At 69.6% G+C, this 16,918-nt stretch carries 18 protein-coding genes; 7 read left to right on the top strand and 11 right to left on the bottom strand.

The genetic code is table 11. The features are described from left to right. Positions 1 to 36 precede the first annotated feature (36 nt). Positions 37 to 948 carry an NADP-dependent oxidoreductase gene (locus ACWEIJ_RS19390; RefSeq protein WP_449838545.1) on the bottom strand — a complete coding sequence of 304 codons (912 nt, stop codon included), beginning with the start codon at positions 946 to 948 and terminating at the stop codon, positions 37 to 39. An 82-nt stretch (positions 949 to 1,030) separates the two neighbouring features. Then, the gene (locus ACWEIJ_RS19385) at positions 1,031 to 1,540 is read right to left on the bottom strand and encodes a DinB family protein (RefSeq protein WP_449838544.1); all 510 of its coding nucleotides are present in this window, start codon (positions 1,538 to 1,540) and stop codon (positions 1,031 to 1,033) included. A 49-nt stretch (positions 1,541 to 1,589) separates the two neighbouring features. Here ACWEIJ_RS19385 and ACWEIJ_RS19380 point away from each other — a divergent pair, with 49 nt between their 5' ends. Continuing rightward, positions 1,590 to 2,726, top strand: coding sequence for a GNAT family N-acetyltransferase (locus tag ACWEIJ_RS19380; protein ID WP_449838543.1), 1,137 nt, complete (start codon positions 1,590 to 1,592; stop codon positions 2,724 to 2,726). On the opposite strand, the gene ACWEIJ_RS19375 is transcribed toward ACWEIJ_RS19380, so the two are convergent. After that, on the bottom strand, positions 2,723 to 4,942 hold the full coding sequence (locus ACWEIJ_RS19375; RefSeq protein WP_449838542.1) for a glycosyl hydrolase family 95 catalytic domain-containing protein: 2,220 nt from the start codon (positions 4,940 to 4,942) through the stop codon (positions 2,723 to 2,725). The two genes, ACWEIJ_RS19380 and ACWEIJ_RS19375, sit on opposite strands and share 4 nt — an antisense overlap. 131 nt (positions 4,943 to 5,073) lie before the next feature. Here ACWEIJ_RS19375 and ACWEIJ_RS19370 point away from each other — a divergent pair, with 131 nt between their 5' ends. Further along, the gene (locus ACWEIJ_RS19370) at positions 5,074 to 6,216 is read left to right on the top strand and encodes a cysteine desulfurase-like protein (RefSeq protein WP_449838541.1); all 1,143 of its coding nucleotides are present in this window, start codon (positions 5,074 to 5,076) and stop codon (positions 6,214 to 6,216) included. Here the strand turns inward: ACWEIJ_RS19370 and ACWEIJ_RS19365 are convergent. Then, complete coding sequence (locus tag ACWEIJ_RS19365) at positions 6,209 to 7,822, bottom strand: hypothetical protein (protein WP_449838540.1); 1,614 nt, start codon at positions 7,820 to 7,822, stop codon at positions 6,209 to 6,211. The two genes, ACWEIJ_RS19370 and ACWEIJ_RS19365, sit on opposite strands and share 8 nt — an antisense overlap. Before the next feature lie 80 nt (positions 7,823 to 7,902). Here ACWEIJ_RS19365 and ACWEIJ_RS19360 point away from each other — a divergent pair, with 80 nt between their 5' ends. Both ACWEIJ_RS19360 and ACWEIJ_RS19355 read left to right on the top strand, forming a co-directional pair. Next, the gene (locus ACWEIJ_RS19360; RefSeq protein ID WP_449838539.1) at positions 7,903 to 8,088 is read left to right on the top strand and encodes a hypothetical protein; all 186 of its coding nucleotides are present in this window, start codon (positions 7,903 to 7,905) and stop codon (positions 8,086 to 8,088) included. Then, on the top strand, positions 8,075 to 9,010 hold the full coding sequence (locus ACWEIJ_RS19355; RefSeq protein WP_449838538.1) for a YihY/virulence factor BrkB family protein: 936 nt from the start codon (positions 8,075 to 8,077) through the stop codon (positions 9,008 to 9,010). Before ACWEIJ_RS19360 ends, ACWEIJ_RS19355 begins: the two co-directional genes overlap by 14 nt. Here the strand turns inward: ACWEIJ_RS19355 and ACWEIJ_RS19350 are convergent. Both ACWEIJ_RS19350 and ACWEIJ_RS19345 read right to left on the bottom strand, forming a co-directional pair. Continuing rightward, positions 8,981 to 9,349, bottom strand: a complete 369-nt coding sequence (locus ACWEIJ_RS19350; protein WP_449838537.1) for a hypothetical protein — start codon at positions 9,347 to 9,349, stop codon at positions 8,981 to 8,983. The two genes, ACWEIJ_RS19355 and ACWEIJ_RS19350, sit on opposite strands and share 30 nt — an antisense overlap. Then, positions 9,346 to 9,783 (bottom strand): nitroreductase/quinone reductase family protein, encoded by a 438-nt coding sequence (locus ACWEIJ_RS19345; protein WP_449838536.1) that lies wholly within the window; start codon positions 9,781 to 9,783, stop codon positions 9,346 to 9,348. The genes ACWEIJ_RS19350 and ACWEIJ_RS19345 overlap by 4 nt, the downstream gene beginning before the upstream one ends. Before the next feature lie 62 nt (positions 9,784 to 9,845). Between ACWEIJ_RS19345 and ACWEIJ_RS19340 the strand changes: the two genes are divergently transcribed. Next, positions 9,846 to 10,568, top strand: coding sequence for a GNAT family N-acetyltransferase (locus ACWEIJ_RS19340; protein WP_449838535.1), 723 nt, complete (start codon positions 9,846 to 9,848; stop codon positions 10,566 to 10,568). Here the strand turns inward: ACWEIJ_RS19340 and ACWEIJ_RS19335 are convergent. The 3 genes from ACWEIJ_RS19335 to ACWEIJ_RS19325 all read right to left on the bottom strand — a co-directional run bounded on the left by ACWEIJ_RS19335 (position 10,548) and on the right by ACWEIJ_RS19325 (position 12,402). Next, entirely contained in the window at positions 10,548 to 10,718 is a 171-nt protein-coding gene (locus ACWEIJ_RS19335) for a hypothetical protein (protein ID WP_449838534.1), read from the bottom strand. The two genes, ACWEIJ_RS19340 and ACWEIJ_RS19335, sit on opposite strands and share 21 nt — an antisense overlap. A 95-nt stretch (positions 10,719 to 10,813) precedes the next feature. Beyond that, on the bottom strand, positions 10,814 to 10,975 hold the full coding sequence (locus ACWEIJ_RS19330) for a hypothetical protein (protein ID WP_449838533.1): 162 nt from the start codon (positions 10,973 to 10,975) through the stop codon (positions 10,814 to 10,816). Positions 10,976 to 11,058: 83 nt separating this feature from the next. After that, positions 11,059 to 12,402 (bottom strand): helix-turn-helix domain-containing protein, encoded by a 1,344-nt coding sequence (locus tag ACWEIJ_RS19325; RefSeq protein ID WP_449838532.1) that lies wholly within the window; start codon positions 12,400 to 12,402, stop codon positions 11,059 to 11,061. Between the two features lie 259 nt (positions 12,403 to 12,661). Here ACWEIJ_RS19325 and ACWEIJ_RS19320 point away from each other — a divergent pair, with 259 nt between their 5' ends. Further along, on the top strand, positions 12,662 to 13,417 hold the full coding sequence (locus ACWEIJ_RS19320; RefSeq protein ID WP_449838531.1) for an EI24 domain-containing protein: 756 nt from the start codon (positions 12,662 to 12,664) through the stop codon (positions 13,415 to 13,417). Here the strand turns inward: ACWEIJ_RS19320 and ACWEIJ_RS19315 are convergent. Together ACWEIJ_RS19315 and ACWEIJ_RS19310 are read right to left on the bottom strand one after the other, a co-directional pair. Continuing rightward, entirely contained in the window at positions 13,414 to 15,357 is a 1,944-nt protein-coding gene (locus ACWEIJ_RS19315; RefSeq protein ID WP_449838530.1) for a beta-propeller domain-containing protein, read from the bottom strand. The genes ACWEIJ_RS19320 and ACWEIJ_RS19315 overlap by 4 nt on opposite strands. A gap of 62 nt (positions 15,358 to 15,419) precedes the next feature. Further along, a complete protein-coding gene (locus tag ACWEIJ_RS19310) occupies positions 15,420 to 16,226 on the bottom strand; it encodes a S1 family peptidase (protein WP_449838529.1) in 807 nt (268 codons plus the stop codon). Positions 16,227 to 16,395: 169 nt separating this feature from the next. Here ACWEIJ_RS19310 and ACWEIJ_RS19305 point away from each other — a divergent pair, with 169 nt between their 5' ends. After that, positions 16,396 to 16,770: an FKBP-type peptidyl-prolyl cis-trans isomerase gene (locus ACWEIJ_RS19305; protein WP_355436317.1), complete on the top strand. Its 375-nt coding sequence runs from the start codon at positions 16,396 to 16,398 to the stop codon at positions 16,768 to 16,770. The last annotated feature ends 148 nt before the right edge of the window (positions 16,771 to 16,918 follow it).

The raw sequence follows: 16,918 nt of genomic DNA, 5'->3' as shown, positions 1-16,918 counted from the left end.
ATCGATGGACATGGTCAACGCGCGGTTAACGATCGATCACGGCACCAGGACGACCTTGCCCGTGGTCCTCCTCGACTCGACGAGCTCGTGCGCCTTCGCGACGTCCGCGAGCGGCACGATGTGGTCGAGCTGCACCCTGAGCTGCGGCAATGCCGCGAGGTCTGGCCCGGAGGCGGCGACGCTGCCGAAGAGCTCGAACCGGACGCCGAGGTCCACAGCTCGGTCAACGTCAAAACCCGGATTGCCCGGGATGATCGACACGAGCACGCCACCGGGCTTCAGCACCTTGGCGGAGCGCTCGGCGTACTCGCCGCCGATCAGGTCGAACACGACGTCGACCGGGTCGATCTCGGTGAAGTCCTGGTGCCGGTAGTCGATGACCTCGTCCGCGCCGAGGGAGCGCACGAAGTCGTGCTTGGCCGCCGACGCGGTGCCGATCACGTACGCACCGCGCGCCTTGGCGATCTGCACCGCGACGTGCCCGACGCCACCGGCCGCCGCGTGGATCAGCACGCGCTGACCAGCGGAGACACCGCCGCGCCCGACGAGCGCCTGCCACGCCGTCAGCGCCACCATCGGCACCGCGCCCGCCTCCTCGACGGTCAGGTGCTCCGGCCGCGCCGCCAGGTCGGCGGCGTTCGCGACGACGTACTCGGCGTAGGCACCGCCCGTGCCGGGGAACGGGAGCAGCCCGTACACCTCGTCACCGACCGCGAACCCCGCGCCCTCACCGGCCTGCTCGACCGTGCCCGCGACGTCCCAGCCCAGCGTGAACGGCGGCTCGCCGAGCGCGGGGAAGCCACCGGCGCGGATGTAGGTGTCGACCGGGTTCACACCCGCCGCACCCACCTTGACCAGCACCTGGCCTGGTCCGGGCACGGGCTTCGCGGCCTGGGCGACCTCCAGCACGGACGCGGCCCCGACGGTCTTCTGCGTGATGACTCGCATGATGGTGATCCCCTCCGATGTTCTCAATGGACACCATCTTGCAGTTAGCGCCAACTTCTGGAAAGTAGGCACTTGTTGGTAACTAACTCTCCCTCAGATACAGGTCGCGCAGCAGCGAGATCTCCGCACCGTGGTGGATGACCTCGCGGTTGATGTGCAGCACGAGGGTGGCCATCGGTTCTTCGGCGAACGGACCCTCCGCCGGACCGACCGCAAGAGAGAGGTCAGCCTTGCGCACACCCTCCATCCACGCCGCGTAGGCGTCGTCCAGCTGTTTCAACGCCTCGTCCGCAGTCACCGCGTACGGCCACGTCGTGTAGTCGGCCGGCGGTCCGCCGAAGTGCGAGGCCACCCGCATGCTCAGCACGCCCACGATGACGTGCGCCATCCGCCACGCGATCGTGGTGACCGGAGCCGGGACCGGCTGCGGGTACTCCCAGTCGATCGAGCCGTCCCGGCGCACGTTCCAAGCGCCGGGCACGGGCTCCCAGAAGTACTCGTCGTCGGTCATCCCCTCCAGCCGCGGCCGCAACTGCGCGTTCCAGTGGAAGTCGAGCTGGTCGGTCAACTGCTTGTTCCAGTCCATGCCCACGACGGTAAAACCCTTTGCGGACAACCACTGCCCTGGAAACACTCGGCCGGTGGAGATTCGCACCTCGCGGCCGGAGGACCTCGACCAGATCGAGAAGCTCGTCGTCTCACGCATGGACCCCAGCGACGGCGTCGACGCGCGCCTGCTGATGACGGACCCGGACGCGGGCTGCGAGTGGGTCGCGGTGGCGGCCGACGGTGACCGGATCGTCTCCACGGTCACGTTGATGGACGAGACCGTGACGCTGGCCGGCCTCGACATCCCGGCAGGCCAGGTCGAACAGGTCGCCACCGACGTCGAGTACGAGGGCCGCGGCCTGGTGCGGCAGCTGATGGGCTGGGCGCACGACCGGTCCGCCGACCGCGGTCACCTGGTCCAGGTGATGATCGGCATCCCGTACTTCTACCGGCAGTTCGGCTACACCTACTCGATCCCGGTCAAGCAGACCCGGCGGCTGGTCGCGAAGCCGGAACCCGTTGCGGGGCACGCGATCCGGCGCGCGACCGAGGCCGACGTCCCGGCGCTCGCCCGCCTTCAGGACGAGGCACAGCGGGGCGCCGAACTGCGCATGGGCCACTCCGCGCCGTGCTGGCGGTGGCTGATCAACCGCACCGGTTCGACCACGTGGGTCGTCGAACGCGACGGTGTCCCGGTCGCCACCGGCCGCAGCACGCCGCCCGAGGAGGGCGACGTCGTGCTGGGCGAGATCGCGGGCGACGACGACGCCGTCAAAGCGCTGGTGCACCTGGTGAACCCGGATCACGTCGTCGAGCGCCCGCCGGTGCTGGAGGAGCACCTGCAGCCGCGGCGCCCCGGCCTGGAGCAGTACCTGGTGCGGATCCCGGACGTGCCGAAGCTGTTCGAGCACCTCCGCCCGGTCTTCACGCAACGGCTGCGGGGCCAGGAACCCGCGGATGTGCTGCTCGGCTTCTTCCGCACCCACGTCCGCTTCCACTGGGACGGCACCGGGATCGGACCGTACCGGTGGGGCGGCACGATCAACCCGGCCGAGGAGGGCGGAGCGGGCATCGCCCCGGACCTCCTCGCACCGCTGCTGTTCGGCCCGCACGGGATCGACGGGCTGCGCCGCTGGTACACCGACGTCTTCCCCGGCCGGAACTTCGACCTGATGAACGCGTTGTTCCCGCCGGTGACCAGCGACCTGCTGACGTTCTACCTCCCTTAGGGCAGACCCCAGAACCGTTTCGCGTTCACCCCGGACGGCGCGATCACCAGCTCCGGCGACGTGCCGCGCGTCGTGATCACCACGTCGTCGTTGCGCGCCAACGTGATCGTCAGCGTCCCGTCGGCGTTGGCCTGGAACGGCACCGCGGTGCCGTCGAACCGGCGCACGTCGAACGGTCCGGCGAGGTTGCCGGGATGCAGCCGCAACGGCTCCCCCGCCAGCGACTTCACCCGCACGAACTGCAGGCGACCGGCCTTGCGCACCGCGCTGACCAGGAACGCGCCCTCGGTGCGGACGTTGTGCACGGTCACGCTCGCCCACGCCGCGGGTACCGCGGGGAAGACCCGCACGACGCCGCCCCAGCTCTGCACCAGCATGTCGTGCACGGTCTGCGCGCCGGACAACGGTGTCTCGATGACCGGGCCGGACTCCTTGTACATCGTGTTGGGCTGCACGTACTTGTCGAGCAACGTCACGAGCTGCCCGCGTGCCTTGTCGCCGTCGCCGAGCAACGCGTACATGGACCCGGAACCCGTGAAGGTGTAGCCCTGCAAGGCTCCCGTGAAGCTCAGCCAGTGCTGCAACGACTTCTGCAACGCGTCGCGGTTGGCCGGCACGGCCGGATCCAGCGTGTACAGCGGGTAGAACCACAGCAGGTGCGAGTAGTGGCGGTGCGACTTGGTGAGCTTCAGGTCGGCGCCGATCCAGAAGCCCTGCGTGGCGTCCTGCGGCGGTTTCACCAGGTTGTCCAGCACGTCACGCCACTTGGCCAGCAGCGGGTCGTCCAGTCCCAGCCGTGCCTGAGCCCAGATCAACGTCCGGCAGCCCCAGTGCAGCAGCGCGAGGTCGTAGTTGCAGTCCTTCGTGGACCCGTACTCCGGCGAGAACGTCTTCGGCAGGTGGTAGACGCCCTTCGCGTCCTTGGTGAGGAAGTGCAGGTGGTAGTTGACGGCCCGGCGCAGCAACGGGAACACCAGATCGCGCAGCACGGTGTCGTCCATCTGGTGGCGGTAGGTCAGGAACGCGTTGTGCAAGGCCCACAACAGGTTTCCGCACTCCGGATCACCGTCGGCGCCGGGCTGGGCGACCCCTCCGCGAAGATCCTCCTGCGTCGTGCGGGCGATGCCCGCCGAGTCGGACCGGTACTGCGACGGCGTGTTCTGCACCAGCGCGTCCTGGCCGCGGTCCAGCGACGCCGTCAGCGAGTCCAGCTCCCAGTGGCTCGTGGCGTTGAGGATCCAGTACTCCAGCTGCACGTTGAGGTTCCACCACGTGCCCGGCCACGGCGTCGGCTCCAGCCACGGTCCGCACGTGCCGAGCACCGGGCGGTCGCGGCGGGTCGCGCAGGCCAGTTTGTAGAGCTGGATCCAGTAGAAGCTCTCCAGGCGGGTGTCGGCCACCGACACGAAGCTCTTGGGGTAGAAGGAGTTCCACCACGAGCGGTGCTCCGCGCGGAGCTGGTCGTCAGTCAGCGCTGAAGCGTTCGTGAGCGTCGCGGACGACATCGAGTCGGCGTTGCGCGCCGGAAAGCTGTGCGCGACCGTGACGAGCAGCGTGCCGGACCTGCTCTGCCACCGGGTCGCGGTCTGCCCGCCCGCCGCCAGGTCCTGGATGCAGGCGGTGCCGCTGACCTGCGGATCCGGGTTGGTCTTCAGCCCGGACGGCGCGGGCTTGAAGTCCAGCCGCGGGCTGCGCGCCTTGGCCGGCACGAACGTCCACCGCACCCGTTCCGCACCCGAACGGACCGACGCCGAGACGAGCAGGACGTCGCGCGTGGCGTGCACGAACGCCTGGATGTCCAGCACGCCCGCGGAAGTCGTCACGGTGCCGGTGAGTTCCGCGTTCCACAACGAAAGACGCAGGTCCACGCCTGTTATGTCGCCGGCCGTGTCGAAGAGGAAGTGGCCGACGGGCAGCCGCGCGTTGCCGAAGTTCGTGCCGCCGGTGCCCTGGTGGTCGCGCACGCGCGTGTCGCCGATCTTGAACGCCAACCGCTTGCCGATCCGGTACACGGCGGCGCCCAGACCTCCGTTGCCGAGGAACGGGCCCTCGTAGAAGGTCGTCGGCACGGACGCCCACACCGGGTCGAGCCCGCCCAGGTACGACGGCCAATCGACCCGATCTTCCAACCCCGCCGCGGCTGAAGCGGCGGGAACTCTCGACAACGCGACGGCACCGGCGGTGCCCGCGAAGAGGGTGCGACGGGAGAACAGCACGACGACTCCATCCCTCGACATCGGAGGCGGCGGCCGATTCATCGGATGTCTAGTCCTCCACAGCGTTTCCTGTCAACAAACCGGACGGTTGATCCTTTCGCGGCTCACGGGTGCTCAAGCACCATGAGGTCATGGCTTACGACGTCGCAGCGGTCCGCGCCCACTTCCCCGCGTTGCGCGAGGGTGCCGCGCACTTCGACGGACCGGGCGGCTCGCAGACGCCGGACGTCGTCGGCGAGGCCGTTCGCGAGGCCCTGACCTCGGCGATCTCGAACCGTGGCAGCGTGACGGCGTCGGAGCGGCGGGCGGAGGAGATCGTCCGGACCGCGCGCCGCACGATGGGCGAGTTCCTCAACGCCGGCAGCATCGTGTTCGGCCGCAGCATGACCCAGCTGACCTACGACTTCTCCCGCACGCTGGCGAAGAACTGGCGGCCGGGCGACGAGATCGTCGTGACCCGGATCGACCACGACGCGAACATCCGGCCGTGGGTGCAGGCGGCCGAGGCGGCACGGGCCACGGTGCGATGGGCGCCGTTCGACCGCGCGACCGGCGAACTGCCCGTGGAGGCCGTCACGAACCTGCTGTCCGACCGCACCAGGGTCGTCGCGATCACGGCGGCGTCGAACCTGCTGGGCACGCGTCCGGACGTGGCGACGATCGCGGCGGCGGCGCACGAGATGGCGGCGTTCGTGTACGTCGACGGCGTGCACTACACACCGCACGCACCAGTCGACGTCGAGGCGTTGGACGCGGACTTCTTCGTCTGCTCGCCGTACAAGTTCCTCGGCCCGCACCTCGGCGTGCTGGCGGCCGCGCCGGAGCTGCTGGAGACGTTGCGGCCGGACAAGCTGCTGCCGTCGACGAACGCGGTGCCGGAACGGTTCGAGCTGGGCACGCTGCCGTACGAGCTGCTGGCCGGAACGACCGCGGCGGTGGAGTTCATGCGCGGGCTGGAGGGGCTGGAGGAGCACGAGCTGGGCCTGCGCGACCGGCTGGAGGCCGGGTTGCGCGAGCTCGGCGTGCGGATCCACAGCAAGGCGTCCCTGCGCACGCCGACCGTCCTGTTCTCGGTCGACGGGCTGGACCCGGCCGAGGTGTACCGCCGGCTCGGCGCCGAGGGCGTCAACGCTCCCGCCGGCCACTTCTACGCGATCGAGTGCTCGCGGTGGCTCGGCCTGGGCGACAAGGGCGCCGTGCGCGCGGGCATCGGGCCGTACACCGACGAGTCCGACGTGGACCGTTTGCTCAAGGCCGTCGCGAAGCTCAGATGAGCAGCAGGAGCACGACGTAGGCGAGCCCGACGAACACGCTGACGTTGAACTTGCGGCTGACGTGCTCGCCGGGGTGGTCGGCGATCAACGACCGGGCGCGCGCCCACATCAGCTTCTCGCCCGCCTGCCGGTCCGGCAGCTGCGGTGTCGTGATCACGTCGCCGTGCGGGCCGAACGCGAGCATGAGCTGCGGTCCGGCGCGACGGACCCCGTGCAGCTCCGCCCACGGCACGCGGTAGGTCCAGATGCCGGTGTAGAGCACGACCGACCGGTGGTCGAGGCGCAGCAACGGCTGGAACCGCGTCACCGCCGACAGCACGCACTGCACGCCGATCAGGCCGAGGATGATCAGGTCCGGGTAGTACTTCAACGCGACCAGCGCACCGGCCGCGCCGAGCAGCAGCAACACGCCCTCGCTGCGCCGCCGGTCGCCCGGCCAGATCGCGTGCGGCAGCTCGACCGGCGTGCCCGCGGTGACCGGTTCGCCCGGCAGATGTGCACTGTGGACGGTGTGCCGGGGCCGCACCCTGGACAGCGTGCTGGTGGCCACGACCTCGCCCTCCACCAGCAGCGCGACCTGGCCGCCGTGGTGCCACTCACCGGCCACGAGGATCTCGGCGGGGTCGAGCTGCACCGGTGGGTCCTCCTCGCCGCGCCACACCCGGCCGAACTGCTCGGTGTCGTGGTAGAGCGGCTCCTCCAGCCCGAGGTCGGCGAGCGTGGCGACCGTCGCGATGTCGTTCTTGTTGTGCCGCAAGAGGATCCGCCGTGGTCCGACGGGATGCGCCTGGAGCCTGATGGCCTTGACCGGACCGGTCCACAACGCGCGCCGGCGACGTTCGCGGACCGCCAGCATGATCGCGAGGAACACCGCCGCGCCGCCGAGCGTCAGCCACCACGTGACGTCCTCCGGCTCGTTGACCATCTGCACCCACGAGCCGTCCGTCAGCACCGGCACCTTGTCGCCGACCCGGTACGTCTCCGGCGCGAGCGGCTGGAACGAGGCGCGCTGCCGGTCCGGCAGCTGCACCCACACGTCGTAGGTGTCCTTGACGTCGACGACCTCGGCCTCGACCCGGCTGGCCTTCGCGACGTGCTGCTCGATCTCGCCGTTGGTGAGGTCGTACTGCACGAACGTCAGGAAACCGAAGAGGACGAGCAACACCGCGATGATGCGCAGCACGCCGCGTGGCGGCGGCATGTCCGGCAACGAGACGATGGTGGCGCCCGCCGCCGAGTGCTGGTCCGCACGTGACCTCATGGTCCACAACGCCACGATGGCGCATGCCGCACCGTGCAGCCCGAACGCGAGGTTGGCGGTCGCCGAGCCGTCGAGCACGATGTCCAGCACGCCGAACAGCACACCCATCGCGCAGCCGGTGAGCACACGACCGAACACCAACAGCAGCGGCGTGGCCAGCAACGGCACGACGGCGATCGAGAACAACGGGTCCGGCTCGCACGGCTGTGCGGCCGTGCAAGGCACCTCGTTCGCGCTCGCGGCGAAGTAGAAGGCGATGATCCAGCCTCCGACGAGCCCGACCTTGGTCACCCACCACGGAACCGCGGCCGCTTGCCACCGCTGGACGTCCATGACGCGGATCATGGCACGACCATTGCTCCGAACGGTGCGGTTCCCCGCTAACGAAGTGGGTATCCGCAGGTCATCGACTACGGAGGTGGAGAATGCTGGCCCTCATCGCCGCAGTGGCGTTCGGCCTCGCCCTGATCCTCGACCTGGCGAAGACCGCGCTCGGTGACGTGATCACCGCCAACACGCTCGTGGTGCTCGGGCTGCTGCTGATCGCCCTGCACCTCGCCGGCATCGGTTCGAGCGCGCGTTCGTGGAGCTGGCGCCGTGCCCGCAGGTGACAACAACAACACCGTGGATCGCCCCACCGAGCTGCCCCGGCAGGCCTGGTGGGGCGTTCTCAAACGGACGGTCAAGGAGTTCAACGACGACAACCTGACCGACTGGGCCGGTGCGCTCACCTACTACGCGGTGCTGTCGTTGTTCCCCGGCCTCATCGTGCTGACGTCCGTTCTCGCGCTGTTGGGCGACTCGACGACGCAGGAGCTGCTGAAGTACGTCGACCAGGTCGCCCCCGGTCAGGCCGGTGACCTGGTCAAGTCGTCGATCGAGGACCTGCGGAAGGGCCAGGGCGCGGCCGGGCTGCTCGGCATCATCGGCCTGCTGACGGCGTTCTGGACCGCATCGGGCTACCTCGGCGCGTTCATGCGCGCGTGCAACGCCGTGTACGACGTCGAGGAGGGCAGGCCGTTCTGGAAGACCGTGCCGCTGCGGCTGCTGCTGACGCTCGGCTCGGTGGTGCTCGTGTCGCTCACGCTCGGTGCCCTGGTGCTGACCGGCGGGATCGCGGACACCGTCGGCGACTGGATCGGGCTCGGCGACACCGTCGTGACCGTCTGGGACATCGCCAAGTGGCCGATCATCCTGCTGCTCGTGAGCCTCGCGTTCGCGGTCCTGTACTGGGCGGCGCCGAACGTGCGGCAGCCCGGCTTCCGCTGGGTCACCCCCGGCAGCCTGCTCGCGATCGTGCTGTGGGCGCTCGCCACCGTCGGCTTCGCGGTCTACGTGGCGAACTTCGCCTCCTACAACAAGACCTACGGCTCGCTCGGCGGCGTCATCGTCTTCCTGGTGTGGCTGTGGATCTCGAACATCGCCGTCCTGCTCGGCGCCGAGTTCGACGCGGAGCTGGAGCGCGGCCGCCGTCTCGCGGAGGGCGAGCCCGAGGAGAAGGCCTCAGCCGAGCCGCGTGATCTCCCCCGGTAGCTCGGCCTCGGCCGCCTGCCACACCCCGTCCGGGCCGGCCTCGACGCGCTCGCTCCTGCGGTCACCGGGGACGAGCACCCACAGCTGGTCCTCGGTGGACAGCCACACCACACCGATGCCGTCGTTGCGGTAGCTGGTCGCGTACTCGTAGGACTTCCGGAACACCTCACCGCCGTTGCGATCGGTCACCTTCACCTCGCTCGCGCTCTCGGCGTGCGCGACGAACTTCCCGCTGGGCGACGCCTTGGGCGCCCCGGGCCGGGCGAACCGGTCCTCGCGGTCGCCGCCGCAGCCGGTGAGGACGAGGAGCAGGGCGACCAGGGCCGCCAGGACCCTCACGACAGCACGAAGACGGGGTAGTCACCGGCCCGCGCCAGCAGCTTCTCGTGCGGCGTCGAGGCGTCGAGACCGGGGAAGAACCGCTTCACCTGACCGTGCCAGCGCTGCAGGTAGGCCTGGATGATCACCGGCTTGGCCTCGTCCGGCAGCTCGACGGCGGTGAACGTCTCGACGGACCGGCCGCGGCGCAGCTCACCGGTGCCGGCCACGCGCAGGTTGCGGACCCACCCGGTGACGCCGCGCGGCGCGAGCAGGTAGCGGGTGCCGTCGAGCTCCAGCAGGTTGACCGGCGCGCTGTAGAGCTTGCCGCTCTTGCGGCCGCGCACGGCCAGGGTGCGCATGCTCCTGGGTCCGGCCCCGAGCTTCACCAGCACGCCCACGAGGCGGTTGACGACCTGTTCGAACCCGGTGGGACGGGAATTGCCGTGCGTCATGCCGCACAAGGTAGCTAGCGTGCTCGTCCGTGTGGGACGTTCTTGAAGAGTTTTACGACTCCGTGCCCCGAGCGGGAGCTCGCGTCGAGGAGCACGGCGAACTGGTGCTGTTCCTCCAGGCCGGCGACGGCTATCCGTACTACGCGCGGCCGCGGTTCCCCGGCGGCCGGCCGACGGTGGCCGACGTGCTGAAGATGCGGGCACGGCAGCGCGAGCTCGACGTGCCGGAAGCGCTGGAGTGGGTGCACGAGACCACGCCGGAGCTGCTCGACGCGGCCGTCGCGGCGGGCATGGAGGTGCTCCAGGCGCCGCTGATGGTCCTCGACCCCGAGAAGCTGCCGGAGCCTCATCCGCACGTGCGCGTGCTCGACACCCGGCCGGTGGAGGTGTCGGTGGTGGCACAGCTGGCGTTCTCGTCGCCGGGCACCGCCGCGGGCGACGTCGGTGTCGCCGAACGGGACGCGGCACTGGCCGGTGCGACCCCGATGAGCACCCGGCACCGTCACGCGGTGGCCGACCCGCCAGGCGAGGGCGTGCTGGCGGTGGGAACAGCGCAACGGGCGGGCGACGTCGTCGAGATAGCGGGGATCGGCACGTTGCCGGCGGCACGGCGACGTGGCCTCGGTGGTGCGGTCACTGCGGCGCTCGCGCGAGACGCCGTGGAAAGGGGCGCGGAGCTGGTGTTCCTGTCGGCCGGAAGCCTCGACATCGCGCGGGTCTACGAACGGGTCGGGTTCCGGCGCGTCGGCACGGCCTGCATCGCCTCACCAGTCGTGGGCGTTTAGCCCTCCGCCGCGCGGCATCGGCACTCTGAAGAGACAGCCGACGCACGGCATTCCGGACGGCTGGGTGAGCAGCTCGGCCTCACCGCGGTGGATGAGCTCGCCGCAGTAGGCGGTCAACGCGAGCGGCGTGCGGCCGTCGTCTTCTGGCATGGGTACGAGGTGACACGTGCGTTGTGTCTCTCCTACGACACCCGCACGCTTGCGGACCAGCAACACGGGCATGCGCGCTTCCGTTTCCTGAATGCTCATGCCTTCACCTCTGCGTCGTCGACCACGCACACGACGGCGTGCGTGGTCGCGTAGAACTTGAGCCGGTAGGGGCCCGCGTTCCGCTCTGCCACTGCCGCGCAGAACCTGTCGGCGCTGACCTCTTCCGATCGCGGCGTTCGTTCGGCTAGGTCGATCACACCTAGATCGTGCGTGGTGCGACGCGGAATGGGGAGGGTTACATACGATTTACAGGCCGCGTATGCGGAACTCGCATACGTGCTCAGCGCAGCTGGGTCACCTCGGCCGCGAGCTCCGCGATCGCCGGCGTCCCGTGCCACGGGTCGAGCCGGTCCAGCTCGTTCACGATCAGCTGCGAACCGGTCGCACGGGCCAGCTCCAGCGCCGCGAACCCCAGGTCGACGGCCTGCTCGACGTCACCGCTGGCGGCGTGCGCGTAGGCGAGTCTGGCCGTGTGGACGCCCTGCTCCCATTGGCAGATGCCACCCCATCTGGGCATGAGGTCCGTGTACGCGTTGATGGCCCGCTGGTGGTCGGCGAGGTCGACCATGCTCGCGGCACGCTGCATCTGCACGTGCAGCTCGGTGAAGCAGTAGCCGATGGAGTACTCGTCGGACTGCGGCCGTTCCGCGTTCACCACCAGCGACTGCGCGAGGTCGAACCGCGGCATGCACGCGTCCTGACCCGCACGCGCGAGACCACGGGCTTCCTGCCGCAACGCCATCGCGCGCACGATCGGGCTCACACCGGTCTCGCGCTGGGCCGCGCGTGCCAGGCCGATGACGCGGTCGTCGTCGCCGTCGACCTCGGCCAGCTGGCTCATCCGCACGTAGCAGTACGCGACCACGTCCCGGTCGTCCGCGGCCTGCCCCTGCTCCAGCGCCCGGGACGTCCACACCCCGGCGCCGCGCATGTCGCCGATCTCCTCGTGCAGCCAGCCGTAGAACTCCGCGTACATCGCGCCCGTACCGAGCAAACGGCGACGGACGTCGCCACGCGCGTTGCGGCGCAGCACGTCGATGAAGTCGTACATGTTGCGGACGGCGGGCATCAGCGCACCGGTGCCGCGCCAGTTGTGCGCGTCGTTGACGATCCGGCGCAGCACGAGCAGCTGGCTCACGGCGTCACTGGCCAGCACGCCGTTGCCGTTCGCCGAGCCGAAGACCGCGGAGGCGCACAACGCCATCAGCGCCTTGCCCTCCATGCCCACGACCAGGTCTTTCGCGATGCCGTCCAGCCCGGCGAACGCCGGCGCCCCGGCGGCGAGGCGGCGTGCCTCGCCCGAGCGCATCGGCACCGTGCGGTCGGTCAGGCCGAGCAGGTGGGCGGGGATGCCGAGCAACCGCTGCAGCGTCCTGAGCACGCGCATGTCGTAGGCGATGTTGCTGCCAGCCTCCAGGCGCGAGATCGCCGACTGGGAGAACCCGGCCAGCGTGCCGAGCTCGTCCTGGCGCAGGCCGTGCGCCTTGCGCGCGATCGCGACCACGGCACCGGGCGAGTCCGCGGCCACCGCGTCCCGCACTTCCTTCGACTCCCAGATCGCGGGCGGCAGCATGGGCAGCGGCCCGTCCGGGACGACGACGGCGTTCTCAGCCGGTGTGCTCACCCTCAACGCCTCCCGCAGTCAGCTCGCATGGTCGCAGCGGCTTCACGTGCACAACGACCGCCATCCGGGCTAGTGGTGTGGCTCGGAACGTTGCCGGGGGATTCGCGGTCAGACGGGTGCATCGTGGTGCCTGCTGAGCGTGGATCACCTCGCCAACGTTCCGAGACGCACCACCAGCTGCCCGATCATGCCCGCCCGAACGAGCTCGTGCTCGCCCGTATCTCATATGGGCCGCGTGCGAAACGACTATCCTGCGCGCGTGATCAAGGACTTCGGGGCCGGTGTCGCACTGCTGCTGCGCGGGTTCAGGCTGGTGTTCAGCTCGCCCAAGCGCGTGCTCGTCGGAGCGCTGCCCGCGGTCATCACCGCCGTGCTGATGATCACCGGCTGGATGCTGCTGTTCGTCCACATCGACTCGGTCGCCGAGTGGCTCACCGGGTTCGCGGACTCGTGGAGCGAGACCTCGCACAAGATCGTCGAGGTCGCCGTCGGCATCTCGGTGATCGCCGCGACGCTCGGCCTGAGCGTGCTGCTGTTCACCGCCATCACGCTGATGATCGGCGGGCCGTTCTACGAGTACATCGCCGAGGAGGTCGAGGACGAGCTCGGCGGCGTCCACGAGGCCGAGCAGGTCGGCTGGTGGCGCGGGTTCGTGGTCGGGCTGCGCAGCACGATCCTGCTGGTCGGCATCTCGGTGCTGTTCGCGGTTCCGCTGTTCTTCTGCGGGTTCATCCCCGTCGTCGGGCAGACCGTGGTGCCCGTGCTGGCCGCGTGCGTCAACGGGTACCTGCTCGGCATCGAGCTGACCGGCATCCCGTTCACCCGTCGCGGCAGGTCGTTCCAGGAGCGCAGGAAGCTGCTCGCGACGCGGCGGTCGATGGTGCTCGGGTTCGCCGTGCCCGCGTACCTGCTGTGCCTGATCCCGCTGGCCGCGCTGATCGTGATCCCGGCCGCGATGGCAGGCGGCACGGTGCTCGCGCACCGCCTGCTCACCGCTGAGCGTGCCCAGGCCTAGAAGGGCAGCCAGGCCTGCTGCGCCAGGCCGTTGCGCGCGTTGACCTGCACCCCGGCCTGCGAGATCGACCACAGCTGGTCGCCGATCACCATCGTGCGCCTGGCGCCGCCGTAGTTCTGGCTCGACGGTTCGACGATCTTGCCGGTCTCGCGGATCTGGTTGCCCTCTACGCGCAGCACCAGCGACGAGACCTCGTAGTTCGTCTTGTACTGCGCCACTGGGATGACGAGCGTGCCGTCGGGTGGCCAGAACAGGAACGCGTGCGGGTCGAACTGGGCCTCCGAGTTGGAGTCCGGCAGGTGGTACTGCGCGAGCCGGTGCGGTGCCGCGGGGTTGCTCACGTCGAACAGCGACACCTGGGTTCCCGTGACGCGGCCCTGATCCGTCGCCTCCTGACCGACGCCGATCAGCCTGCCGTCGCCCGCGGGGTGCAGGTAGGCGGAGAAACCGTTGATCTTCAGCTCGCCGGTCACCCTGGGCTGCTTGGGATCGCTCAGGTCCAGCGTGTAGAGCGGGTCGGTCTGCCGGAACGTGACGACGTAACCCATCTTGCCGATGAACCGCACGCTGTAGATGCGCTCGCCCTTGCCGAGCCCGCCGATCTGGCCTTCTTTGGTCAGCTCGTTCCCGTTGCGGCGCAACGTGGTGACAAGGCTTTCCGACGGTGGTGGTTGTTGCTGCTGCGGCACGACGTCGCTGGGCATGCGCCAGCAACAGGGCGCGACCGTGCCCGTCGTGGTGGCGACGCGCAGGACACCGTCGTGTTCGGACAGCGAGTACTGGTTCAGCAGCGACCCGTTGACCTCACCGGACGCGACGTGCTTCGGCGGGCCGGCCTGGCTGATGTCGAACTGGTGGATCGCCGTCGTGACCGGAAGCGCAACCGTTGGCCTGCCGGGAAGTTCGGGCCGGAGGTGGTGGTCGTCGGCGATGTAGAGGCTGCGGTCGGTGCCGTAGACGGTGTCGCCGTCGGCCATGATCGAGACCGCCTGGCCCGTGCCGAGCTGACCGGACAGCTCGAACGTGAGCACGGTCAGCATCGACGTCGCCGAGTGCGCCGCGGGGTGGCTGACGTTCGCGCAGTCGACCAGGCTTCCGCTGCTCTTCGCGCCGTTCTGGTCCAGCTCGTAGCGCGGCAGCCACGAGGTGATCGGCTCGCTCTGCAGGATCTCCCTGTTGCGGCGCAAGGATCCTGCTTCGTTGGTCGTCATGTCCGGGTAGACCCACGGCAGGCGCGGCTGCGAGCGGACGACGACGCGGGCGGTGCCGCCGACCTGGCGGGCGTCGAGGTAGAACCCGTCGGTGCGGAGGCTGCCGATCTGCTTGAGCGCCTTGAGGTCCACGAGGATCAGCTCGGTGCCGAACTCGGGGGCGAACTGGCGGTCGGGCACCACCTTCTCCATGATCGCGCCGGAGTTCTGCGCGACCACCAGCGCGCGGTCACCGGAGACCAGCAGCTGGTTGGCGTAGCGCTGACCGAGGTCGACCGTGCCGGTGACGCTCCGGCTCGCGACGTCGATCACCCGCAGCTTGCCGTCCGCGACGGAGACGACGCGTTTTCCGTCCGTCTTCACGATGTCCGGCTCGTCGATGCCCTGCTCGTGGACGTTCGTCGTCGAGTGGTCCTGCTGCTGCGCGGGCGGCGTGGCGGCGCTCGTCGCGTCGGGCACGGCCTTCGGTGCGACGCCCGCGCTGTTGTTGGCGTCCTCCATGGCGAAGATCCGCGGCCGACCTCCAAGGCCGTACGCGGTGACGTACGGGGCGATGGCGTTGCGCAGTTCGGTCAGCGCGTGGTCGCACGAGTCGAACGCGACGAGACGCACCGGCCCGTAGTCCACGATCGGTGGTAGCGCGGGGGTTTCGTCCCGCACCGCGGAGCTCACACACACTCCGGCGACGGCCAGCACGGCGGCGCTGGCCAACAGCTTTCTGCCGTTCATGCCACCAGGACGTAAACAGGGCCGGGAAGGGTTGCGCGCAACCTTCCCGGCCCTGACACCACTTACAGCTGGGCCTGGATCTGCGCCGCGTAGGTGGCGACGCGGGTGTAGACGCCGGGGACACCGGCGTCGGCGCAGCCGTCACCCCACGAGGTGATGCCGATCAGCTTGCCGCCGGCCACGAGCGGTCCGCCGGAGTCGCCCTGACAGGTGTCGGTGCCGCCCTGGGAGTAGCCGGCGCACACCATGGCCGTGGCGATGAAGCGGCTGCCGTACGCGCTGGCGCAGCTGGAGTTGCTGGTCAGCGGCACGGTGGCCTTGAGCAGGTAGCGCGAGTCCGGACCGCCCGCGGCGGTGTCGCCCCAGCCGAGGATGGTCGAGCTGGTGCCCGCCGCGTACAGCGCGCTGTCCGCGCTCGTCGCGAACTTGAGCGGGGTCTGCGACAGGTTGCGGTCGAGCGTGAGCACCGAGACGTCGTAGCCGCGGGTCACGTCGGTGTAGCTCGGATGGATCCAGATCTTCGTGACACGGGCGACGGTGCCCGCGGTGGAGTTCTTGTCGTCCCGGCCGGCCACGACGCGGACCGCGGACGCCGAGTCGCCCACGGTGCAGTGCGCCGCGGTGACGACCTTGTTGGCAGCCACGAGCGTGCCGCCGCAGTACTGGAACCCGCTGCTGGTCGCCAGGTAGACGACCCACGGGTAGGTGGCCGTGCTCGCACGCGTGCCGCCGACGACCTGAGTGCCGAACTCGCCGTCGGTGGTGGGGGTCGGAGCTGCTTCGGCCACGCTGACGCACGCCATTGACAGCGTCGCTGCTGCCAATGCCGCGCCGAGCCATGACCGGAGGCGGTGCAGGGTTGCCGCCATGATCATCTCCTTCTTCTGTTGTGTACTCCCGGTGCAGGGTCGGGAGCCCTTACAGATCAACACGGCATTTCGAGACCGGCAAGGGCTGGTCCGCGTAGGCCATTCGGCCGCGCCGGGCCGCACGTGATTGGATCGAGCACGAACAATCCCGTTCCGAGAGGAAGTTGTGATGGCCCCCACGAAGCCCGAGGTCGACCCGCACGACGGTCCGGCGCCCGCCGACCTGGTGATCGAGGACATCACCGTCGGCGACGGCCCGGAGGCCACGGCAGGCCAGTTCGTGTCCGTGCACTACGTCGGCGTCTCCCACTCGACGGGCGAGCAGTTCGACGCGTCCTGGGACCGCGGCGAGGCCTTCCAGTTCCCGCTCGGCGGTGGCCGGGTCATCGCAGGCTGGGACCAGGGCGTCCAGGGCATGAAGGTCGGCGGCCGCCGCAAGCTGGTCATCCCGCCGCACCTGGGCTACGGCGCGCGCGGCGCCGGTGGCGTGATCAAGCCCAACGAGACGCTGATCTTCGTCGTCGACCTGCTGGGCGTGAACTGAACCGTCAGCACTGACCTCGCGGCGTTCCACTGGTCCGTTCAGTGGAACGCCGCTGGTCTGCGCGGCCGATTTGCTCCATTGGTGGAACTGGATCACCACCGGCTGCGTCATCCTTTGAGTCCGCTGCCGCTGTGGGAGGGAATTTTTC

This window comes from Lentzea sp. NPDC004789 (genome assembly GCF_053601075.1).
This window is presented reverse-complemented; position numbering and strand designations above follow the sequence as displayed.

Excerpts from the sequence above, each read along its gene's own strand:
- ACWEIJ_RS19390 (WP_449838545.1), bottom strand. The coding sequence starts at position 948 with ATGCGAGTCATCACGCAGAAGACCGTCGGGGCCGCGTCCGTGCTGGAG.
- ACWEIJ_RS19370 (WP_449838541.1), top strand. The coding sequence starts at position 5,074 with ATGGCTTACGACGTCGCAGCGGTCCGCGCCCACTTCCCCGCGTTGCGC.
- ACWEIJ_RS19365 (WP_449838540.1), bottom strand. The coding sequence starts at position 7,822 with ATGATCCGCGTCATGGACGTCCAGCGGTGGCAAGCGGCCGCGGTTCCG.
- ACWEIJ_RS19360 (WP_449838539.1), top strand. The coding sequence starts at position 7,903 with ATGCTGGCCCTCATCGCCGCAGTGGCGTTCGGCCTCGCCCTGATCCTC.
- ACWEIJ_RS19345 (WP_449838536.1), bottom strand. The coding sequence starts at position 9,783 with ATGACGCACGGCAATTCCCGTCCCACCGGGTTCGAACAGGTCGTCAAC.
- ACWEIJ_RS19335 (WP_449838534.1), bottom strand. The coding sequence starts at position 10,718 with ATGCCAGAAGACGACGGCCGCACGCCGCTCGCGTTGACCGCCTACTGC.
- ACWEIJ_RS19315 (WP_449838530.1), bottom strand. The coding sequence starts at position 15,357 with ATGAACGGCAGAAAGCTGTTGGCCAGCGCCGCCGTGCTGGCCGTCGCC.
- ACWEIJ_RS19310 (WP_449838529.1), bottom strand. The coding sequence starts at position 16,226 with ATGGCGGCAACCCTGCACCGCCTCCGGTCATGGCTCGGCGCGGCATTG.
- ACWEIJ_RS19305 (WP_355436317.1), top strand. The coding sequence starts at position 16,396 with ATGGCCCCCACGAAGCCCGAGGTCGACCCGCACGACGGTCCGGCGCCC.